Source organism: Photorhabdus hainanensis, assembly GCF_018448965.1.
Lineage (GTDB): Bacteria > Pseudomonadota > Gammaproteobacteria > Enterobacterales > Enterobacteriaceae > Photorhabdus > Photorhabdus akhurstii.
Window position 1 is genome coordinate 111,417 of sequence record NZ_RCWD01000008.1, and the last position, 16,018, is coordinate 127,434.

Below are 16,018 nucleotides of genomic sequence, written 5' to 3' on the forward strand. Positions count from 1 at the left end.
TTTTCGTTAGGTTAATGTTGTCAGCCGGAGTTGTTGCAGATTACCATTTAGAGCCAGATCGGTACGTAATGATGCAACTTTCCGGCTGATGAACGCCATTTCTTTATTGGATTCTAGTTTATTGCGCCATTTATCGGGTTGTTGGTCGAGGTTCTGAAATAGATTATCCAGTGTACCGGCCTGTCGCAGTAAAGTGGCGGCGGTCTTCGGCCCGATCCCCTGAATCCCCGGAATTTTACTGCTGTTTATCCCTGCCAATCCCCAATAATCAGGTAGTTGCTCTGGTAACACGCCAAATTCTTGCTGAACAAATGGCATATCCAACCAGCGTTTTTGAAAGTAGTCACGGATACGGATATTGGGTGAAAGTAGCTGGCAATACCCTTTATCGGTAGAAACAATAGTCACGTTGTGACCAGCAGAAGTCACTTTTACCGCCAGTGTCGCCGCCAGATCGTCAGCTTCATGTCCCTCGGCATGCCAGCAGGCGACCCCTTGTTGCTCAAATGATGCTCTGATTTGCGGCATTTCTTGTTGCAGATTGTCAGGCATGGGCGAACGGCCGGCTTTGTAGTCAGGTAATATCTGGTGACGCCAACTATGACTGCGATTCTCTTCATCGAATACTGCGACGGCATGTGTGGGATGAGTATGTTGGATAAGCTGCTTTAGCGCATGTTCACAGGCAAGAATACATGGACTGCCCTGCACAGCATGAATGCGTCGGATAAGGTTAAGAGCGTCAACAATAAGAAGGTGTATCATATGGAATCACTTTAAATGGCACAATGCTCCATCCGTGGAGCGCGAATATTTTTTCAGGTAACTTTATTTAATAATTTCGTAGCAAGGCTCGTAGGCAGTGCCTCCCGGTAGTTTCATTCGATGCTGTTCCACAAAGTCTTTCAATAGCTTATCCATATGGCGCATTATTTTAACATCCCCGTGGATTTTGAATGGACCTTGTTTTTCAATCGCTTGAATACCCACCTCTTTCACATTACCGGCAACAATCCCGGAAAAAGCTCGGCGCAGTGACGCTGCCAGTTTTTCAGATGGTTGATCAGAATGGAGATTAAGATCAGCCATGTTTTCATGGGATGGTTCAAACGGCTGTTGCAAATCATAATTGATCTTCATTGACCAATTAAAACTATATGCATCACCGGTACTGTGGCGGCTATCTCTCACTAATGGCATCGCTTCTTTCATTATTCTGGCAACTTCAGGCGCATTATCAATGATGATGTGATAGTAGCGTCGTATATCTTCCCCCAAGGTATGAACAATAAATTCGTCCAGAACCTGGAAATAGTCCTCACTCTCCTTTGGTCCGGTAAGAATTAATGGCAGGACTTGCTCCTGATTTTCCGGGTTCATCAGAATGCCTAGCAAATAAAGTAATTCTTCCGCTGTACCGACGCCACCTGGGAAAATAACGATACCATGAGCAATACGAACAAAAGCTTCCAGACGCTTTTCTATGTCTGGCATGATAATCAGCTCATTCACCAATGGATTTGGGGGTTCCGCCGCAATGATTGAGGGTTCGGTGATACCAATAAAACGGCTATTTTTATAATTCTGTTGGGCATGGCCGACAGCCGCGCCTTTCATCGGTGCTTCCATTGCGCCGGGGCCACAGCCAGTACAGATATTCAGCCCACGTAACCCAAGCTGATTACCGACTTTACGGCCATATTGATACTCTTGCTTACTAATTGAGTGGCCTCCCCAACAGACGATCATGTTGAGATCGTCATCGGTATGCAGCGCTCTGGCATGGCGCAGAATAGAGAATATTCTGTTGGTGATGTGCGCGCTATTCTCTGAGTCGGAATAATTCTGTTGTCCTGGATCGGTAATCTGTGTATGGACAAACAAAATATCCCGCAGCACTGCGAACAGGTTAGATTGTAGTGAATGAATAATTTTTCCATCAACGAATGCGTCTTCTGGTGGATCTATCAGTTCCAGTTTTACTCCACGCTCACGGCGCAGTACGTTAATTTCAAAATCGGTGTATTTAGAGAGCAGCTCTTTACTATTATCGGTTTGGCTACCTGAATTGAGTACGGCCAGTGAGCAATTACGGAACAGGCGATACAGATCACTTTTTGCGGTACTCTTTAGCATATCTACTTCAAGTTGAGATAATAAATCCATTGAGCCGAGTGGGTTGATATGTGTGATCAAGAATGACTCCTTGTATACCGTGTATGGATTACATATCAATAGCACTAAACTGAATGTATTACATACCCTATTTCAGCTTATTTTTCAGAAATTGCGCTTAGGAAAACAGATTTAAAGCAGATCTATTGACGTGCCAGTCTGCCTATAGCTGGAATAAAGCTTGCACTATTGGTGCGCCACGGGTTGATATCTAATCCCCCACGACGGGTATAACGAGCGTAGACTGAAAGCTTTTCTGGCGCACATAACTGTTGTAAATCGTTGAAGATACGCTCGACACATTGTTCGTGAAACTCATTGTGATGCCGGAATGATATTAGGTAGCGTAACAATGCTTCCCGATTGATTTTTGCCCCTTTGTAGTGAATCTGGACAGATCCCCAGTCAGGTTGATGGGTGATCAGGCAATTAGATTTCAGCAGATGGCTAACCAAAACTTCTTCTACCAGCGGGCCTTGTGCTGCATTTTGCAGATAATGACGATTGAAATCATATTCAGTCACTTCAATATCCTGATCGTCAATACATTCACCTATAAAAGCGGAGATTGGCTGATTATTGAAGTGATCTAAATGATGAAGAGTCACTTCCACCTTGCCTTCAGCACAAGCAGCCAGATCGCGCTGTAGTGTTTCTTCAACGACTTGCCAGTTTTCAAAGCGAGTTTGGTTAAAGCTGTTCAGATAGAGCTTAAAACTTTTAGATTCAATCAGGTTTTTACTTGTTGCATTTAAACTAACATGCCCGACAGCAACTTGTGGCAAACCACGGCTATTCAGCCATGACAGCTCATATAGCGTCCAGATATCAGCGCCGTGAAACGGCAAATTATCAGGGAAAATTTCCAGCGGTTCACGGTTCATATTGCGGGGTACAGCTTGCAATAAGCTGGCATCATATAGGTCACGATATAAAGTGGTTTTACCCAGAGTAAGTTGCTCAAGAGCTTGGTGATCCCGATATAACGACATGTTATTCCTCAAAATCTGATAGTAGTGATGGCTTAAGTTTAGCAAGTTAGGGCGTTTGTCTGAATTTTATTTATTCGCTCAGTTCATTATCTTTGGTTTAGTATAAAATTATTAAGTACACCCTAACAGTTACCGGTTGAAAATAATATGATTTCTAATGTTACAGAAGCGTTGTCTAATTTTACCCGTTGTTATGTTGATTTGTGGCAAAAGGAAACCGAAGCCCCTCCTGCCAGCCGTGAACTTTATGGTGTGCCATCACCTTGTATTACCCAGACTGGTGACAACATGGTTTATTGGCTTCCACAGCCTTTTCCCTTAGAGGATAAGCTGAATAGCGTCGAAGTTGCACTGGATATTCAATTACAACCGGCAATTCATGATTTTTATACATCACAATTAGCCGGTGATATGACGGTAACGTTTGAAGGTCAGCGTTTTAGTTTGATTCAGGTCTGGAGTGAAGATGACTTTATCCGTTTACAGGAAAATCTGATAGGGCATTTGGTGACGCAGAAGCGGCTGAAACTGTCGCCAACGGCGTTTATTGCGACGATGGAATCGGATGATATGGGGATGATTTCTCTGTGTAATTTGACCGGTGAAGTGATCTTGGAACAATTTGGCAGCCATAAACGAACGCGGTTATTTACCGACTTAATTGGGTTTCTTGGTGCAATTGAGCCTGTCTTTATTCGTTAGGTATAACGACTTACAATTGAAAACCGCTCGACCTGCAATCAACAGCGGTTTTCAGTTTACATTAAGTGATTCTCACCGAGCCTCCAACCCAGAATAAATGACAATAAATCCACATTATTTGCCCCTAAATCTGCATTCCATCCCGACCAACCTAGATTATTTGCAAATGAAAAAAATGCTTCATTATCGCGTCAAGGTTCGATGTAATGGGACGTAGAAAAATGAACACTGTAAAAGAACACCAAATGTCACAATTTTTGGCAAAAAATATGCAAAGTCATCAATGTTCAAAGAATCCTCGTTTGCTGGAGGCTGATGCTCGTCACTTGGATTATTTAATGACGTCGTAGATCGATTTTTCATTCAGGAAATTGGAGGCCAGTCCTGAAGCCGGTGAAAATGGACTCCCCTTTACTGAAGAAAAGTTGGCGTTACTTGTGCCATGAGAAACTTGGCGCTCTCCTTTATTGCTTTCGGTAATTAAAGTATAAGAATTACTATGCATTTTTGTATACAGGTCTGCATTTCTTTCCATGTCTTTATGGAGCTCCAGTAGCTGCGCATCATCCAAATTAAGCTTTTTATCCAGATTGCATCCCCATCTTGTCAAGCATACTTCGGCAAAATGACGGACAATCATTCCTGGCTCATACAAAACTTTACCACTGCTGATCCCATCAAGGGATGCGTTACCGACAAGTGTGGCGTGCCGGCCGGGCATTGGATAAATATGTACAGCCGTTGATTTATCCGTTTCCGGGATCACGCAAGAAAAACCTTTTGAACGTTCATCCTTTGCATAAAATGCCACGTATTCTCTGACGTTTTTCCCTAAAGAAACCCTTTCTCGTTGGAAATTTCCTAGGCCAGGTACTGGGTCTATTACAAAAATATTCACCGGGATCGCTTCTAAGTCAGGATCTTCAAGCATCGAATTGGCGAGCATATGGCAACTTATTCCTCCCCGACTCCAGCCTATAAGGTTGACCTGTGTTGGAAGTATTCCGTCCTTACGAAAAGTTTTAATAATTTGCTGCTGTAGTTGTTGCTGCGTAACTTTTCGTTTGCCATAGTCATAGTGTCGCCAGAAAAAGGAACCTGTGACTTCAACATCCTTAATTGGAATTCCCGATTCTTTGAGCTTATTATATTGTTGTTCAGTTAACTTTTCGCGTTGCCAGCCGAAACTACCTTTAATAATATGGGCGGCATGCTTGACATTTTCTTCCCAGCCGTAGCCGAGTGTTTTGCCTGCCCAGTCGTAATGTTCCCCGCTTTTTTCCCAAAGTTCATCATCCTGAAGGTTGCCGCTACCTGGACCATCGATGATTAACCATTCGGCAAACTCGCGTCCCAAGTTATGTGACGCCAGAGTGGAAACCAATTCCCCGTTCCAATAATTAGGGTTTGAATCATCAAACTTGGTGGCTGCTGTCCCGCAGAAATAAATCGTCATTACTGTCATAATAACCTCTGTTGTTTTATCTGTGTGTCAGACTCTGCCTGGTAAAGCGTCTCCCCGGCGGGAGATAAAGCTTAATCGAAATTATTTCTGCACAGCCGGCGACCATTTGGCAGAATGGTTGTTAAGTGAAAACCATATAGTTTATTGCCGACTTTTTTTCCGGCCCGCAATATCTACAAATGAAAACTTATATCGACTCGAAAATAATCGACTTTAAGCCATGCTTGTTCTGGGGAATTAATGTCCTTTAAAATGGGTACTGGGATTTTTTCCTCCGTGTATAAGGTGGAAAATAATTAACCACAGTAAAATATATGTTGATTTTAAATTATTAGGGACTTACAACATGATTAATGCCAATTGTTTTTTCTATTATTTTATTTACCTGTTATATTAATAGGCTACGATGAAGTTTTTAATAACATTAATGTTTTTATTCAAAAATTCAATAAACTAACCTTTGCTCATCTAATTAAATTTTAAGTTGACTATTGATGATAAGTTTTATCCTTAATTCTCAAAAAGACATTACTATTTTTATCTGTCATGTCATTAATTAAGTATAGCTAAAGATCTATTTATTTCCACTAAATTTTAAGATTATTTAATAGCATCCTATTAACCTTCATATTGAGATATGGAAAGCCAATAAAGTTATTTGGTTTTCAAAATAAAGTTAGTGAATCATTGTTCTATTTGCATCGATAAGAAATATAAACAGGATAATATTATGTCATGCTTATTATTATTATTTTTAATAGAATTAACCATCCTAACAATCGTCATATTTAGGTGTATTCGCAATTAATCTTGGAATTATTTTAGTGTTGATGACTTATTAGACGTAGGGCCGATTCGGTATCCTCATCGTAAATGCAGTGGTATTCCTGATACGTGCCGTTCTGATCGTCCATCCCACTGAACAGCATCAGGGTAGGTTAGCCTTTATCCGGATCAATCCACTCCAGTACATAAATGTGTTTCAGATCGGAAGGTGACATATCAAACTGCCAGTAACTCAGTGCTGTGGGTTGACGGTCTATCGTGATGAGCGTGATACTTCATCTACAAAACAGTGGCTTACTGGATGGCGTATGGGGAGTTGTACAATGGTAAACACACCTCACTTACGCTCTGACACGGGATTCATTTTCTGCAAGGCACAACAGGTTATAGATTTCATTTTCAGTTATTGTGGGTCGAAAAACACGATAAATGCAGGTTGCTACAGTCACGCCCGGATTTTTAACTCTACATTTGTGAGATATCTCTTACACTTCATGTAAGAGATATCATTGTTTACTTTTGTGAGTTTCACATTAGTTTATTATTTTCATTTTATTTCAATAGGCTATAAATAATCACAGATTTTATTCCCTGCCCTCATTTACTGGTTCCATTATGTGTAGCTTGTTTCATCGAACGAATTAATTCATGCTGTCCTCAGCAGGAAAGGAATCATTGCGCACAATTTCTCAAGGACAGATAAGTGATGATGGTCAGGATGACACAATGCATAACAGGATCGTATGCAACATAAATAAAATGATGGGTAAGGGATAACCAACAGGGACAATTTGTCAAGGAGTGAGCAAGGAGCATATTATTAGCGGGACTGCTATAAAATCAACTTAAGGGGAGCGCTTGTTCGCTCCCTTCTCTTATTTGGTGGAGCAAGCAAATTTTCAGCTTAAGGGGTATCGATGGTATTCTTGCGAACTTGGTTGTTTTGAGTAAAAACTGAGTCAGGCTGAAAATATGAGTACTGCAAAACAAATTCTGCATAAATTACAGTTAATTGAAGAAGCCATGAGGGAAATTGACCTGTGGCGGAGCCATCCGCCTAAACCGAAAGCTTTCGAAAGTGTTGAGCCATTTTCCATTGATACGATGTTAGCTGAAGAGTGGTTACAGTGGGTATTGATTCCGAGAATGTATGCATTATTGGAGCAGGGATTGGCGTTGCCTACGGCATTTGCTATCGCGCCTTACTTTGAGGAATCTTATAAAGAAGATACTACCGGGCGTTACCAGCGACTGCTTGAACATCTTCGTGCGTTGGATCGCTTATTTATGCAGGATAACGTCTGATATGTTGGAAGTATTATATCAGGATGATTATATTGTGGCAGTTAACAAGCCTGCGGGATGGTTAGTTCATCGTAGCTGGTTGGCGCGTCACGAAACTCTCTTTGTCATGCAGACATTGCGTGATCAGATTGGCCAGCATGTTTTCCCGGTGCACCGTCTGGATAGACCAACGTCAGGTGTATTGCTGATGGCGCTTTCCAGTGATGTTGCCCGTCAGCTTTCCCAACAGTTTGAACATCATCAGTTACAAAAAACTTATCATGCCGTCGTGCGCGGTTATGTGTTGGAATCAGCTATTATTGATTACGCTCTGGTTGAGGAGTTGGATAAGATCGCGGATAAATTTGCACAGGGTGATAAAGAGGCTCAACCCAGTGTGACTTATTACCGACCACTGGCAACGGTGGAATGTCCGGTAGAAATAGGTCGTTATCCTACATCACGTTTTAGTTTGTTGGAATTGACACCGAAAACAGGCCGAAAACATCAATTAAGACGCCATATGGCACATATTCGTCACCCAATTATTGGTGATACGACACATGGTGATTTACGGCAAAACAGAGGGGTTGCCGCTCATTATCAAACCAGTCGATTGATGCTTCATGCCAGTTGTCTTGAGTTAGATCACCCTGTTACGGGTGAAAAATTATCGCTTACGGCAAAATGGGATGCGTCATGGCAGCATTTAATACAACAATTTGGCTGGCAAGGTATTATCCCGGATTTGGAGTGTGATAATAATTAGAGAAAGCCGTCGTCGACTCTCGCCACCCACTAGTACTACAAGCATGACCGCGATATCAACGCGGCGATCAACATCCAGCGTAAGGGCATAACAGAATTACAGGCGGCGGGATTCGTCGTTTCTGCCCACGGAGGCCAGCGTAAATCCGTCATAAAGACGGTGGCGGCCTGAGAAGTGGGAAGCCTCGCCATTTTTTACGGCGGGGAGCAGTCACTAAAGCTACAAGAGAAACGATCTGCTCAAAGTATTATTGCGTTGAGTTAGGCGTAAATTTAAGAACCAGTCTGGTGATACTGCTGAAATTCTGGCTTGTATATGATCTGACTTTGAATATGTTTCGTGCGGAAACAACAAAAAAGCCAGTATTCGCGGCAAACGAAAACAGGCCAACATGAATAGCGCCTATATGGATAAAGTACTGATAGTTGGTTTTAATACGATGAGTAATAAACAAACACTCAGTTTCTACCTTGTTTAGATTAAAAGTTTCCTAGTGTAATATTACGTTAGTATTTAAATAAAAAATGCATGATTTTTTTAAAAAATGGATTTAAATATTATTTTTGTAAATATTTTGTTCGATTTAAAAAAAGATGTTTTTTTCTACAAGGAAAATGTAACTTTTTGAAATTTATGAACAAGATAAGATTTTTTAAATAATAAAAATGTAAATAAATGTAAAGGAAATTTTGTTTTAAACTAAAAAAATATAAATTACCTGAACCAAATTGGTTTTTATTATATTAACTATATTAGAGTAGGAAGATGACATATATTAAGGAAATTAAACCTGATCAAAATGAAAGTAAAGTGATTAAAGGTTTAATAGATCATATTGTTTTTGATGAGAAATTAGATAATCAATATGACTTTCTAGAAAGAGCTCCAATTTTCGCACAAGAGTTGCCTCGTAGTATTAGAGAAGAGTTTTATCATTTTAAGCGGCATGAGAAATATGCTGCTATTCATGTTAAAGATAACCCTGTTTTACTTAATGGTGTTCAACCAACTCCGAGAAAATTAATAGAATTAGAAGATGGATATAAAATTAATGATGCAAAAATATTATTAGGTCTATATGGATCTTTATTGGGAGAAGGTATGGGATTTACCTCCCAACGAAATGGTAGTATATACAATAATATTATCCCTTTCGAAGAATTACAAAATGTCCCTAATTCAAGTAGTGGTTCAAATAAAGATTTTGGGTTTCATGTAGAAGATGCCTTTCACCCAGCAAGAGCTGAATTCTTGGGGCTTGTCTGTATGCGAAATGAAGAAAGAGCACCAACAACAATTTCTTGTATTGACGGTATTGAACTTACTGACAAGGAAAAAGAACTGCTTTTTCGGGACAGGTTTTATATTTCTCATAATCCAATTCATTCAACTTCAAATATTGTTGATGAAGAAGGTCAAGCAATATTATTTGGTGCAAAAGAAGAGCCTTATGTAAGAATTAATGCTGCTGCTTTGAACCTAGATAACAATTCGTTAGATGAAATAAAAGCAGTCAATAAGGTAATTGATTTTTTTAATAAAAATAAGGAATCAATTGTTTTAAATACTTCAGATTGCATATTTGTTGATAACTTTAGATGTGTACACGCCAGGGATGCATATGAACCTTTCTTTGGAGAAAAAGCACGTTGGTTAGCAAGAGTTGTCTTTACAACTGATTTAAAGAAATCTCGAGGAATGCGAGGATCTGTTCAAAGTCGAGCTATCATTGCGTAAGAGGTTTTTATGTTAGTTGAAGATACGATTATTTTAGAAAAAAAAAATATAGAATTTTACAATTCTAATGGTGATTCTGTAGAAAAAATAAATACCGATACCCCTAGAATATTGATTTTTGATTCGGGAGTTGGTGGTTTATCAGTATCTAAATATGTAGAGAATTTTTTTTTAGGTACTGACGTCGTTTATATTGCTGATAATAAGTTCTATCCTTATGGAAATAAGGATAGAACTTTACTATTAGAAAGAATAGAAGATCTGTTAGAGCAAGCAGTACAAGTATTTAAGCCAATTGGTTTAATTATTGCCTGTAATACAGCATCAACTTTATTGAGTAACAGTTTTATAGAAAAACTAAAATTGCCTTGTATTAAAGTGCTCCCTCCTATTTTAGAAGCCTTTCAGATCTCTTCAAAAAAAAATGTTCTTCTGATTGCTACACCTAATACAATTAACAGTGAATATGTTAATAATATATGTGAAAAGTTAATTTATGATAAGTTCATCTTTAAAAAGTTAGGTTTAACAGAGCTGGTTAACTTTTCAGAGATGAAATCAAGAGGAATACTATTAAAAACCAATGACATAGAAAGTTTAATACTAAAATCAATGACAAAAGAAGAGATTGATAATGTAGATGTAGTGATTTTAGGGTGCACTCACTTTCCTAATATTAAAGATGAATTAAAATATATTTTTAAAAATGTTAATGAATGGGTGGATCCTGCCTATGATGCCGTTAACTCCCTTTATCAAGCGATTAACCAAAGTAACTCTCAAAAGGGAATTCAGAAATTTTTATTCTTAACAGAACAAAGTAAGGCCGATAACTTTACTTCTCCATATTCTTATAGTGGTTTTTTATAAAGATCTTCTAGGATAGTTAATTCGTGATAAATCAAAATATTGAAAATTATAAATGGACAGTGTTATTTATAGCTACGATAACTCAGGCATGTGCGTGTTTTTTTGTTCAAGGGATAGGTTCTATCGCTCCACTATTGCAACAACAGATGTCGTTATCTGCATTCCAAATTGGGTTACTAGTATCGTCTGCTCAACTTGCACCATTAGTTGGTTTACTAGTAGCTGGAGAATTACTTGATAGGTTTAATGAAAAGTACGTGGTAAGTATAGGTGTTTTCTTAGTTGGAATGACTCTATGTTTTACCCTATTTTTTGATAACTATTATGTGATTCTCATACTCTTATTTATTCTTGGGATTGGGTATAGTTCTGCGCAACCAGGTGGGGCCAAGTCTGTTTCTAATTGGTTTCCAAAAAGCCAGTTAGGTTTTGCTATGGGGATTAGACAAGCAGGATTACCTCTAGGAGGGGCTTTAGCAAGTTTAATCTTACCATTTTTGGCAATACGTTTTAATTGGCATTTCGCTTTCTTTGCCAGTGGATGTATTGCTATTTTTGGGGCTACACTTTTTTTTATTTTTTATAAAGATAAAGATCCTAGAGCAAAGCAAATACGGCACATTAATATTATATCGACTATCCGAAATAAAATGTTAATGGTTAAAGAACCTGCTATGTTTAATATTATGTTGTCTGGGGCTTGTTTAACAGCCATTCAATATAGTGTGGTTATTTATCTGATTTCTTATTTTTATGAAGAGCTAAAGATTTCTCCATCTATAGGTGCAACTTTATTATTCTCAGCTCTTGTCTCTGGGGTTGTAGGAAGAATAGCCTTAGCTGCTTGGAGTGACAGAACAAAAACAAATAGATATTTTCAAGTATTATGTTGCTTATTTTTCTCTTTAATTGGAATCACTATTTTATTTTCTATTAAAACTGATAGTTATTATTTTTTATTCCCATTAATGATCTTACTTGGTTTCTTTGGAGTAGGTTGGTATGGCCCTTGGGTAGCTTATATAGCAGACACAGCCCCTAAAGATAGGATGGGATTTGCTTTGGGTTTGGCTATGACTGCTAATCAAGTATCTGTGATTGTTATTGCGCCATTAGTAGGGATATTAAGAGATATTACAGGTAGTTATAACTTAAGTTGGATATTACTGATACTTTTTACTTTCTTTACTTTACTAAGTACTTACTTTAGAAATAAAAAGGTATTAGCAAGCTAATGTAGGGTATGATTATTGTCTCTTTACTGCTTATCATCAATGGTTGTATAAAAAGCACTTTAGGGTGCTTTTTATCCTTCATAATTACCAAACTAACCATTTGTAATAGCGTATCTTTCAATTGTGTGGTATCTATATCATCATCATCACTTGGCATAAAATAAATACTTTCTGTAAGTATAATAAGTATTTGAATTTTTTAGATGATATAATTGAAGAGTATGAATGTTTCTTCTATTGAGAAAAGGAAGTTTGGTTGTATTATTAGTCAGTTCGGTTGATTTGTATTCGGGTGAAATACCTATCATTATTATGCTTCTTCATCGCTCCATAAGTATTTTAATATAATAATTACGCTGGCTTTATTGCTTTTTAGAGTTAATGGCAAAGAGAAAAACAGTAGAGATAACTATTGAAGAAATTAATAATATTATAAATACAGAAATAATTTCTTCAACGCCAACACCTAAATAAATAGTATAAAAAAGAATGATCATAGTAATAAATACATAAATCCCTGATTGCATACCCAAAGTATAAAGAGAGTTTTTTGAATACAATCCCAAATAAGAGAAAAAAACAGGTTGTATAATGGTATTAGCTAAAAATACCATAATTGTAAATAGCAAATAGAGTATGCCAGAATTTATCATAATGCTAAGTAAGCAGAATCCGAGAGAAAATAATTGTAGGATATTACCTATCATGATTCTTTTGGTTAAAAGTGCGGATTTAATGATTTTCATGATCCCAATTGCACAGGGGAACCATATAACCACTAATATGATATACATTTGAATTATATCAATATGCTCAAAATATTTTGTTCGCATCGCTGGCATAATCATTAAGGATAGGAAAAAGCAAACATTGATTATAACTAAACTGGAAAAGGCAAAGAAAATAATTGATTTATTGGTTGTTTTCACAGAATATTTAATATCCTGTTTTTGTTTTTTTAAATTATGGCTTTTAAAGCCAGTGAAATAGATAATTGAAGCAATAGAGTAAATAAAAGCAGCAAAAAAGTCTGCTGATGTACGGGAATTTAAACGTAAAAGAGAGAAAATAATAGGGATTAAAAATGGTAGACTTAATAACGCCAGGCTTAAAATAGAAAAATCACTATTAGTTTTCTTTTCATTTCCTGCGGTTATAAGGATATTTCTTCCCATTATGACAATAAATCCACTTATTACTCCCCATAATATTCTATGCAGAGCATCCAACCAAACTGGAATAAGAGTTATTTCTTTTGCAAAGAGAGTACAGTTTATCGTTGCTAGTAATAAGAAGAAGCCAAAAATATTTCTTTCAAAAAAAACAATATTCATTTTTCGAATAAAAAAGGATATGGTCATACACCCCAGAGATAATCCCAATAAATAGGAAAAAACAGGAACGTAAGCGTTTAAAATCATGCCTCCATCTTTAAGCACGGTATCTACCCAAATCATTAGACCCGATGAGCCGGTAATATTTGCGGTACTTAATAGTATACTCAGCACAACAGCTCTATTGTTAAACATAGTGATGGTTTTCCTTTATTTAGTGTTTATTTTCGTTATTCTATTAACCTCATAATACTATTTCTCATCTTGAAATAAAGTATATGGTCATTTTTCATATTAATATCAATAATATCAGTTAAAGTTGTTTAAAAAAATGATTTTAATACTGAATTATTATTGGTTAAATAACTTGATCTAAGACGACATCACTTCTGTCACTTTATCTTGGTTGTTACAGAAAACGAGGCTTTTGATGATTATCTGTTACCGTTTTATGTAGAATAACCACAGTTATTGATCGATACGTCTGTTCGTAATTAGCTTAACAGATATATGATTAGTCATTAGTGCTGATGGGATACTGTTTACATGACAGAATGAGCTTAATAGTGGCAATATTTGATTTGATACGACGACTTAGCTGGTAAAGGTAATTATCCCTGATTTGGGAAGGGTTGAGTTTTCTGCTGTTGCCAGCGAGGATAACTAATAATTCCTTTAAAAAGAGATAATAAGTTATGGCAAAGATAGGTATTTTTGTTGGTACTGTTTATGGTAACGCGCTTGCTGTTGCAGAAGAAGCACAGCAGATCCTTGAACAACAAGGTCATGATGTAGAAGTCTTTGAAGAAGGGGAGCTGGAACAGTGGCAATCCTATCTTGATCAAATGGTTTTAGTTATCACTTCAACTACCGGGCAAGGAGATTTGCCCGATAATATTCGGCCTCTTTACTGTGCCTTGCGAGATGAGCAGGGGTATCAGCCTGAATTACGCTATGGCGTGATCGCTTTGGGTGATAGCAGTTATGAAAATTTTTGTGGCGGGGGACGCGCTTTTGATGAGTTGCTACAAGAACAAGGGGCGATAAGAATCGGTGAAGTTTTGATGGTGGATGCGGTGGAAGAAGCTGAACCGGAAGTTTTTGCTCAGTCTTGGATCAAGCAATGGGGAGAGTTAATTGAATAATCTCAATACACCGCTTATACCAAATAAGATATAGGCGGTGTAATTAATAGAACCGTTTTATTTACGGGTTAGTTTTTCCAGATCGGCTTCAATCTCGGCAATCTTGTTGGCAACAACGTGCTCAAGATGACGCAAATCATCGAGAATTTTGTGTTTCAAGTCGACTTCTGCTTGGTCGCGTTTGCAAATTTGATCTAACTCTTCAATCACATAACGCAGGTTAGTGTTGATTTCGTTGATCTCTTTGTATCCTTGCTCTGTATTGTTTGCAGTTACAGTCTTGCGTTGACGCGGATATTTGAATTTCACGCTTTTAGCAAAAAATTCACCTTTATCCTTGCGGAAATAGATTTTCAGAATATCGTTGTTAGCTTCCTGACGCAGACTATAGCGGTCAATTTCTTCGGGATATGTGATCCCCAGGCTCTTTAAGTTATCGTACATAGCACCACCTTAAGGGTATTTTTCCCAGTAGGTTATTTTATGTGTCATTTTGAATCCAGAGCGTCGCTAAACGCCTTACGTACTCTGTGTACGTTTCGGGTTGTGCACGTTGTCTGCATTCAAACTCCCTATATTAATAACACTGACTGAGGTCGGTAATGATGATAAAAAGCAAAAAAATAGCGGACTTATTTATTATCCGCTATTTTAAAGTTTAATCTATCGATCTGAGTAGTTCATTAATGCCCACTTTTCCTCGTGTTTTGGCATCCACTTTTTTGACAATGACAGCACAATACAGGCTGTAACTACCATCTTTTGATGGGAGGTTGCCAGAGACAACAACGGAACCCGCAGGGACGCGGCCATAATGGATTTCGCCTGTTTCACGATCATAAATTTTGGTGCTTTGACCGATATAGACACCCATTGAAATCACTGAACCCTCTTCGACAATGACACCTTCCACAATTTCAGAACGAGCGCCAATAAAGCAGTTGTCTTCAATAATAGTTGGGTTGGCTTGCAATGGTTCCAATACGCCGCCGATGCCGACGCCACCGGATAAATGGACGTTTTTACCAATTTGGGCGCAGGAGCCGACAGTCGCCCAGGTATCTACCATTGTCCCTTCATCAACATAAGCGCCGATGTTGACATAGGAAGGCATCAGTACGCAGTTACGGGCAATGAAAGCCCCTTGACGTGCTGCCGCAGGAGGTACCACGCGAAAGCCCTCTTTTTCAAATCTTGCCTGATCATAATCAGAGAATTTCATCGGAACTTTATCGAAATAACGGCTTTCTGTGCCATCGATGATCCGATTTTCATTAATACGGAAAGAGAGCAGTACAGCCATTTTTAGCCATTGATGAGTGACCCACTGACCGTCAATTTTCTCTGCAACGCGCAGTTTTCCACTATCCAGCAGGTTGATGACTTGAGTAACTGCATCCCGTATTTCATGGTTGACTGTTGCTGGAGTAAGCGTTGCGCGGTTTTCAAATGCACTTTCGATAATGGATTGTAATTGCTGCATTGCATCGGGTTCCTTGGTTATCGTCCGAATCATGGGCTTAT

Annotated in this window: 14 protein-coding genes and 2 pseudogenes; 8 read left to right on the top strand and 8 right to left on the bottom strand. The window is 38.2% G+C overall.

The features are described 5' to 3' along the window. Nucleotides 1-6: 6 nt before the first annotated feature. From xni to queF, 3 genes are all read right to left on the bottom strand, one after another. Nucleotides 7-765 (bottom strand): flap endonuclease Xni, encoded by a 759-nt coding sequence (xni, locus tag EAE92_RS07110; RefSeq protein ID WP_214067572.1) that lies wholly within the window; start codon nucleotides 763-765, stop codon nucleotides 7-9. A 63-nt stretch (nucleotides 766-828) separates the two neighbouring features. After that, nucleotides 829-2,196, bottom strand: coding sequence for a nucleotide 5'-monophosphate nucleosidase PpnN (gene ppnN / locus EAE92_RS07115; protein ID WP_214067573.1), 1,368 nt, complete (start codon nucleotides 2,194-2,196; stop codon nucleotides 829-831). A 122-nt stretch (nucleotides 2,197-2,318) separates the two neighbouring features. Continuing rightward, a complete protein-coding gene (queF, locus tag EAE92_RS07120) occupies nucleotides 2,319-3,167 on the bottom strand; it encodes an NADPH-dependent 7-cyano-7-deazaguanine reductase QueF (protein WP_214067574.1) in 849 nt (282 codons plus the stop codon). A gap of 147 nt (nucleotides 3,168-3,314) precedes the next feature. On the opposite strand from queF, the gene syd reads away from it, so the two are divergent. After that, complete coding sequence (gene syd / locus EAE92_RS07125) at nucleotides 3,315-3,869, top strand: SecY-interacting protein (protein ID WP_214067575.1); 555 nt, start codon at nucleotides 3,315-3,317, stop codon at nucleotides 3,867-3,869. Nucleotides 3,870-4,200: 331 nt separating this feature from the next. On the opposite strand, the gene EAE92_RS07130 is transcribed toward syd, so the two are convergent. Next, nucleotides 4,201-5,334 (bottom strand): hypothetical protein, encoded by a 1,134-nt coding sequence (locus EAE92_RS07130; RefSeq protein WP_214067576.1) that lies wholly within the window; start codon nucleotides 5,332-5,334, stop codon nucleotides 4,201-4,203. Nucleotides 5,335-6,170: 836 nt separating this feature from the next. Beyond that, a pseudogene (locus tag EAE92_RS24465) lies at nucleotides 6,171-6,347 on the bottom strand (IS481 family transposase); the annotation flags it as partial. 745 nt (nucleotides 6,348-7,092) lie between these two features. On the opposite strand from EAE92_RS24465, the gene EAE92_RS07135 reads away from it, so the two are divergent. The 6 genes and pseudogenes from EAE92_RS07135 to EAE92_RS07160 all read left to right on the top strand — a co-directional run bounded on the left by EAE92_RS07135 (nucleotide 7,093) and on the right by EAE92_RS07160 (nucleotide 12,015). Next, the gene (locus tag EAE92_RS07135) at nucleotides 7,093-7,425 is read left to right on the top strand and encodes a YqcC family protein (protein WP_214067577.1); all 333 of its coding nucleotides are present in this window, start codon (nucleotides 7,093-7,095) and stop codon (nucleotides 7,423-7,425) included. Between the two features lies 1 nt (nucleotide 7,426). Next, nucleotides 7,427-8,173, top strand: coding sequence for a tRNA pseudouridine(65) synthase TruC (truC, locus tag EAE92_RS07140; protein ID WP_214067578.1), 747 nt, complete (start codon nucleotides 7,427-7,429; stop codon nucleotides 8,171-8,173). Nucleotides 8,174-8,212: 39 nt separating this feature from the next. Further along, nucleotides 8,213-8,344: pseudogene (locus EAE92_RS07145) on the top strand (RNA-guided endonuclease TnpB family protein); the annotation flags it as partial. Nucleotides 8,345-8,938: 594 nt separating this feature from the next. Further along, the gene (locus EAE92_RS07150) at nucleotides 8,939-9,910 is read left to right on the top strand and encodes a Fe(II)-2OG oxygenase family protein (protein ID WP_214067579.1); all 972 of its coding nucleotides are present in this window, start codon (nucleotides 8,939-8,941) and stop codon (nucleotides 9,908-9,910) included. Between the two features lie 9 nt (nucleotides 9,911-9,919). Then, a complete protein-coding gene (gene murI / locus EAE92_RS07155) occupies nucleotides 9,920-10,780 on the top strand; it encodes a glutamate racemase (protein ID WP_214067580.1) in 861 nt (286 codons plus the stop codon). Nucleotides 10,781-10,803: 23 nt separating this feature from the next. Next, nucleotides 10,804-12,015: an MFS transporter gene (locus tag EAE92_RS07160; RefSeq protein ID WP_040151408.1), complete on the top strand. Its 1,212-nt coding sequence runs from the start codon at nucleotides 10,804-10,806 to the stop codon at nucleotides 12,013-12,015. A gap of 362 nt (nucleotides 12,016-12,377) precedes the next feature. On the opposite strand, the gene EAE92_RS07165 is transcribed toward EAE92_RS07160, so the two are convergent. Beyond that, complete coding sequence (locus EAE92_RS07165) at nucleotides 12,378-13,544, bottom strand: hypothetical protein (RefSeq protein ID WP_214067581.1); 1,167 nt, start codon at nucleotides 13,542-13,544, stop codon at nucleotides 12,378-12,380. Between the two features lie 500 nt (nucleotides 13,545-14,044). Between EAE92_RS07165 and EAE92_RS07170 the strand changes: the two genes are divergently transcribed. After that, the gene (locus tag EAE92_RS07170; protein ID WP_214067582.1) at nucleotides 14,045-14,494 is read left to right on the top strand and encodes a flavodoxin; all 450 of its coding nucleotides are present in this window, start codon (nucleotides 14,045-14,047) and stop codon (nucleotides 14,492-14,494) included. A gap of 57 nt (nucleotides 14,495-14,551) precedes the next feature. On the opposite strand, the gene EAE92_RS07175 is transcribed toward EAE92_RS07170, so the two are convergent. Together EAE92_RS07175 and dapD are read right to left on the bottom strand one after the other, a co-directional pair. Continuing rightward, the gene (locus EAE92_RS07175; RefSeq protein WP_036781518.1) at nucleotides 14,552-14,938 is read right to left on the bottom strand and encodes a DUF3461 family protein; all 387 of its coding nucleotides are present in this window, start codon (nucleotides 14,936-14,938) and stop codon (nucleotides 14,552-14,554) included. 214 nt (nucleotides 14,939-15,152) lie between these two features. Beyond that, the gene (gene dapD, locus EAE92_RS07180) at nucleotides 15,153-15,977 is read right to left on the bottom strand and encodes a 2,3,4,5-tetrahydropyridine-2,6-dicarboxylate N-succinyltransferase (protein WP_040151399.1); all 825 of its coding nucleotides are present in this window, start codon (nucleotides 15,975-15,977) and stop codon (nucleotides 15,153-15,155) included. Between the last annotated feature and the right edge of the window lie 41 nt (nucleotides 15,978-16,018).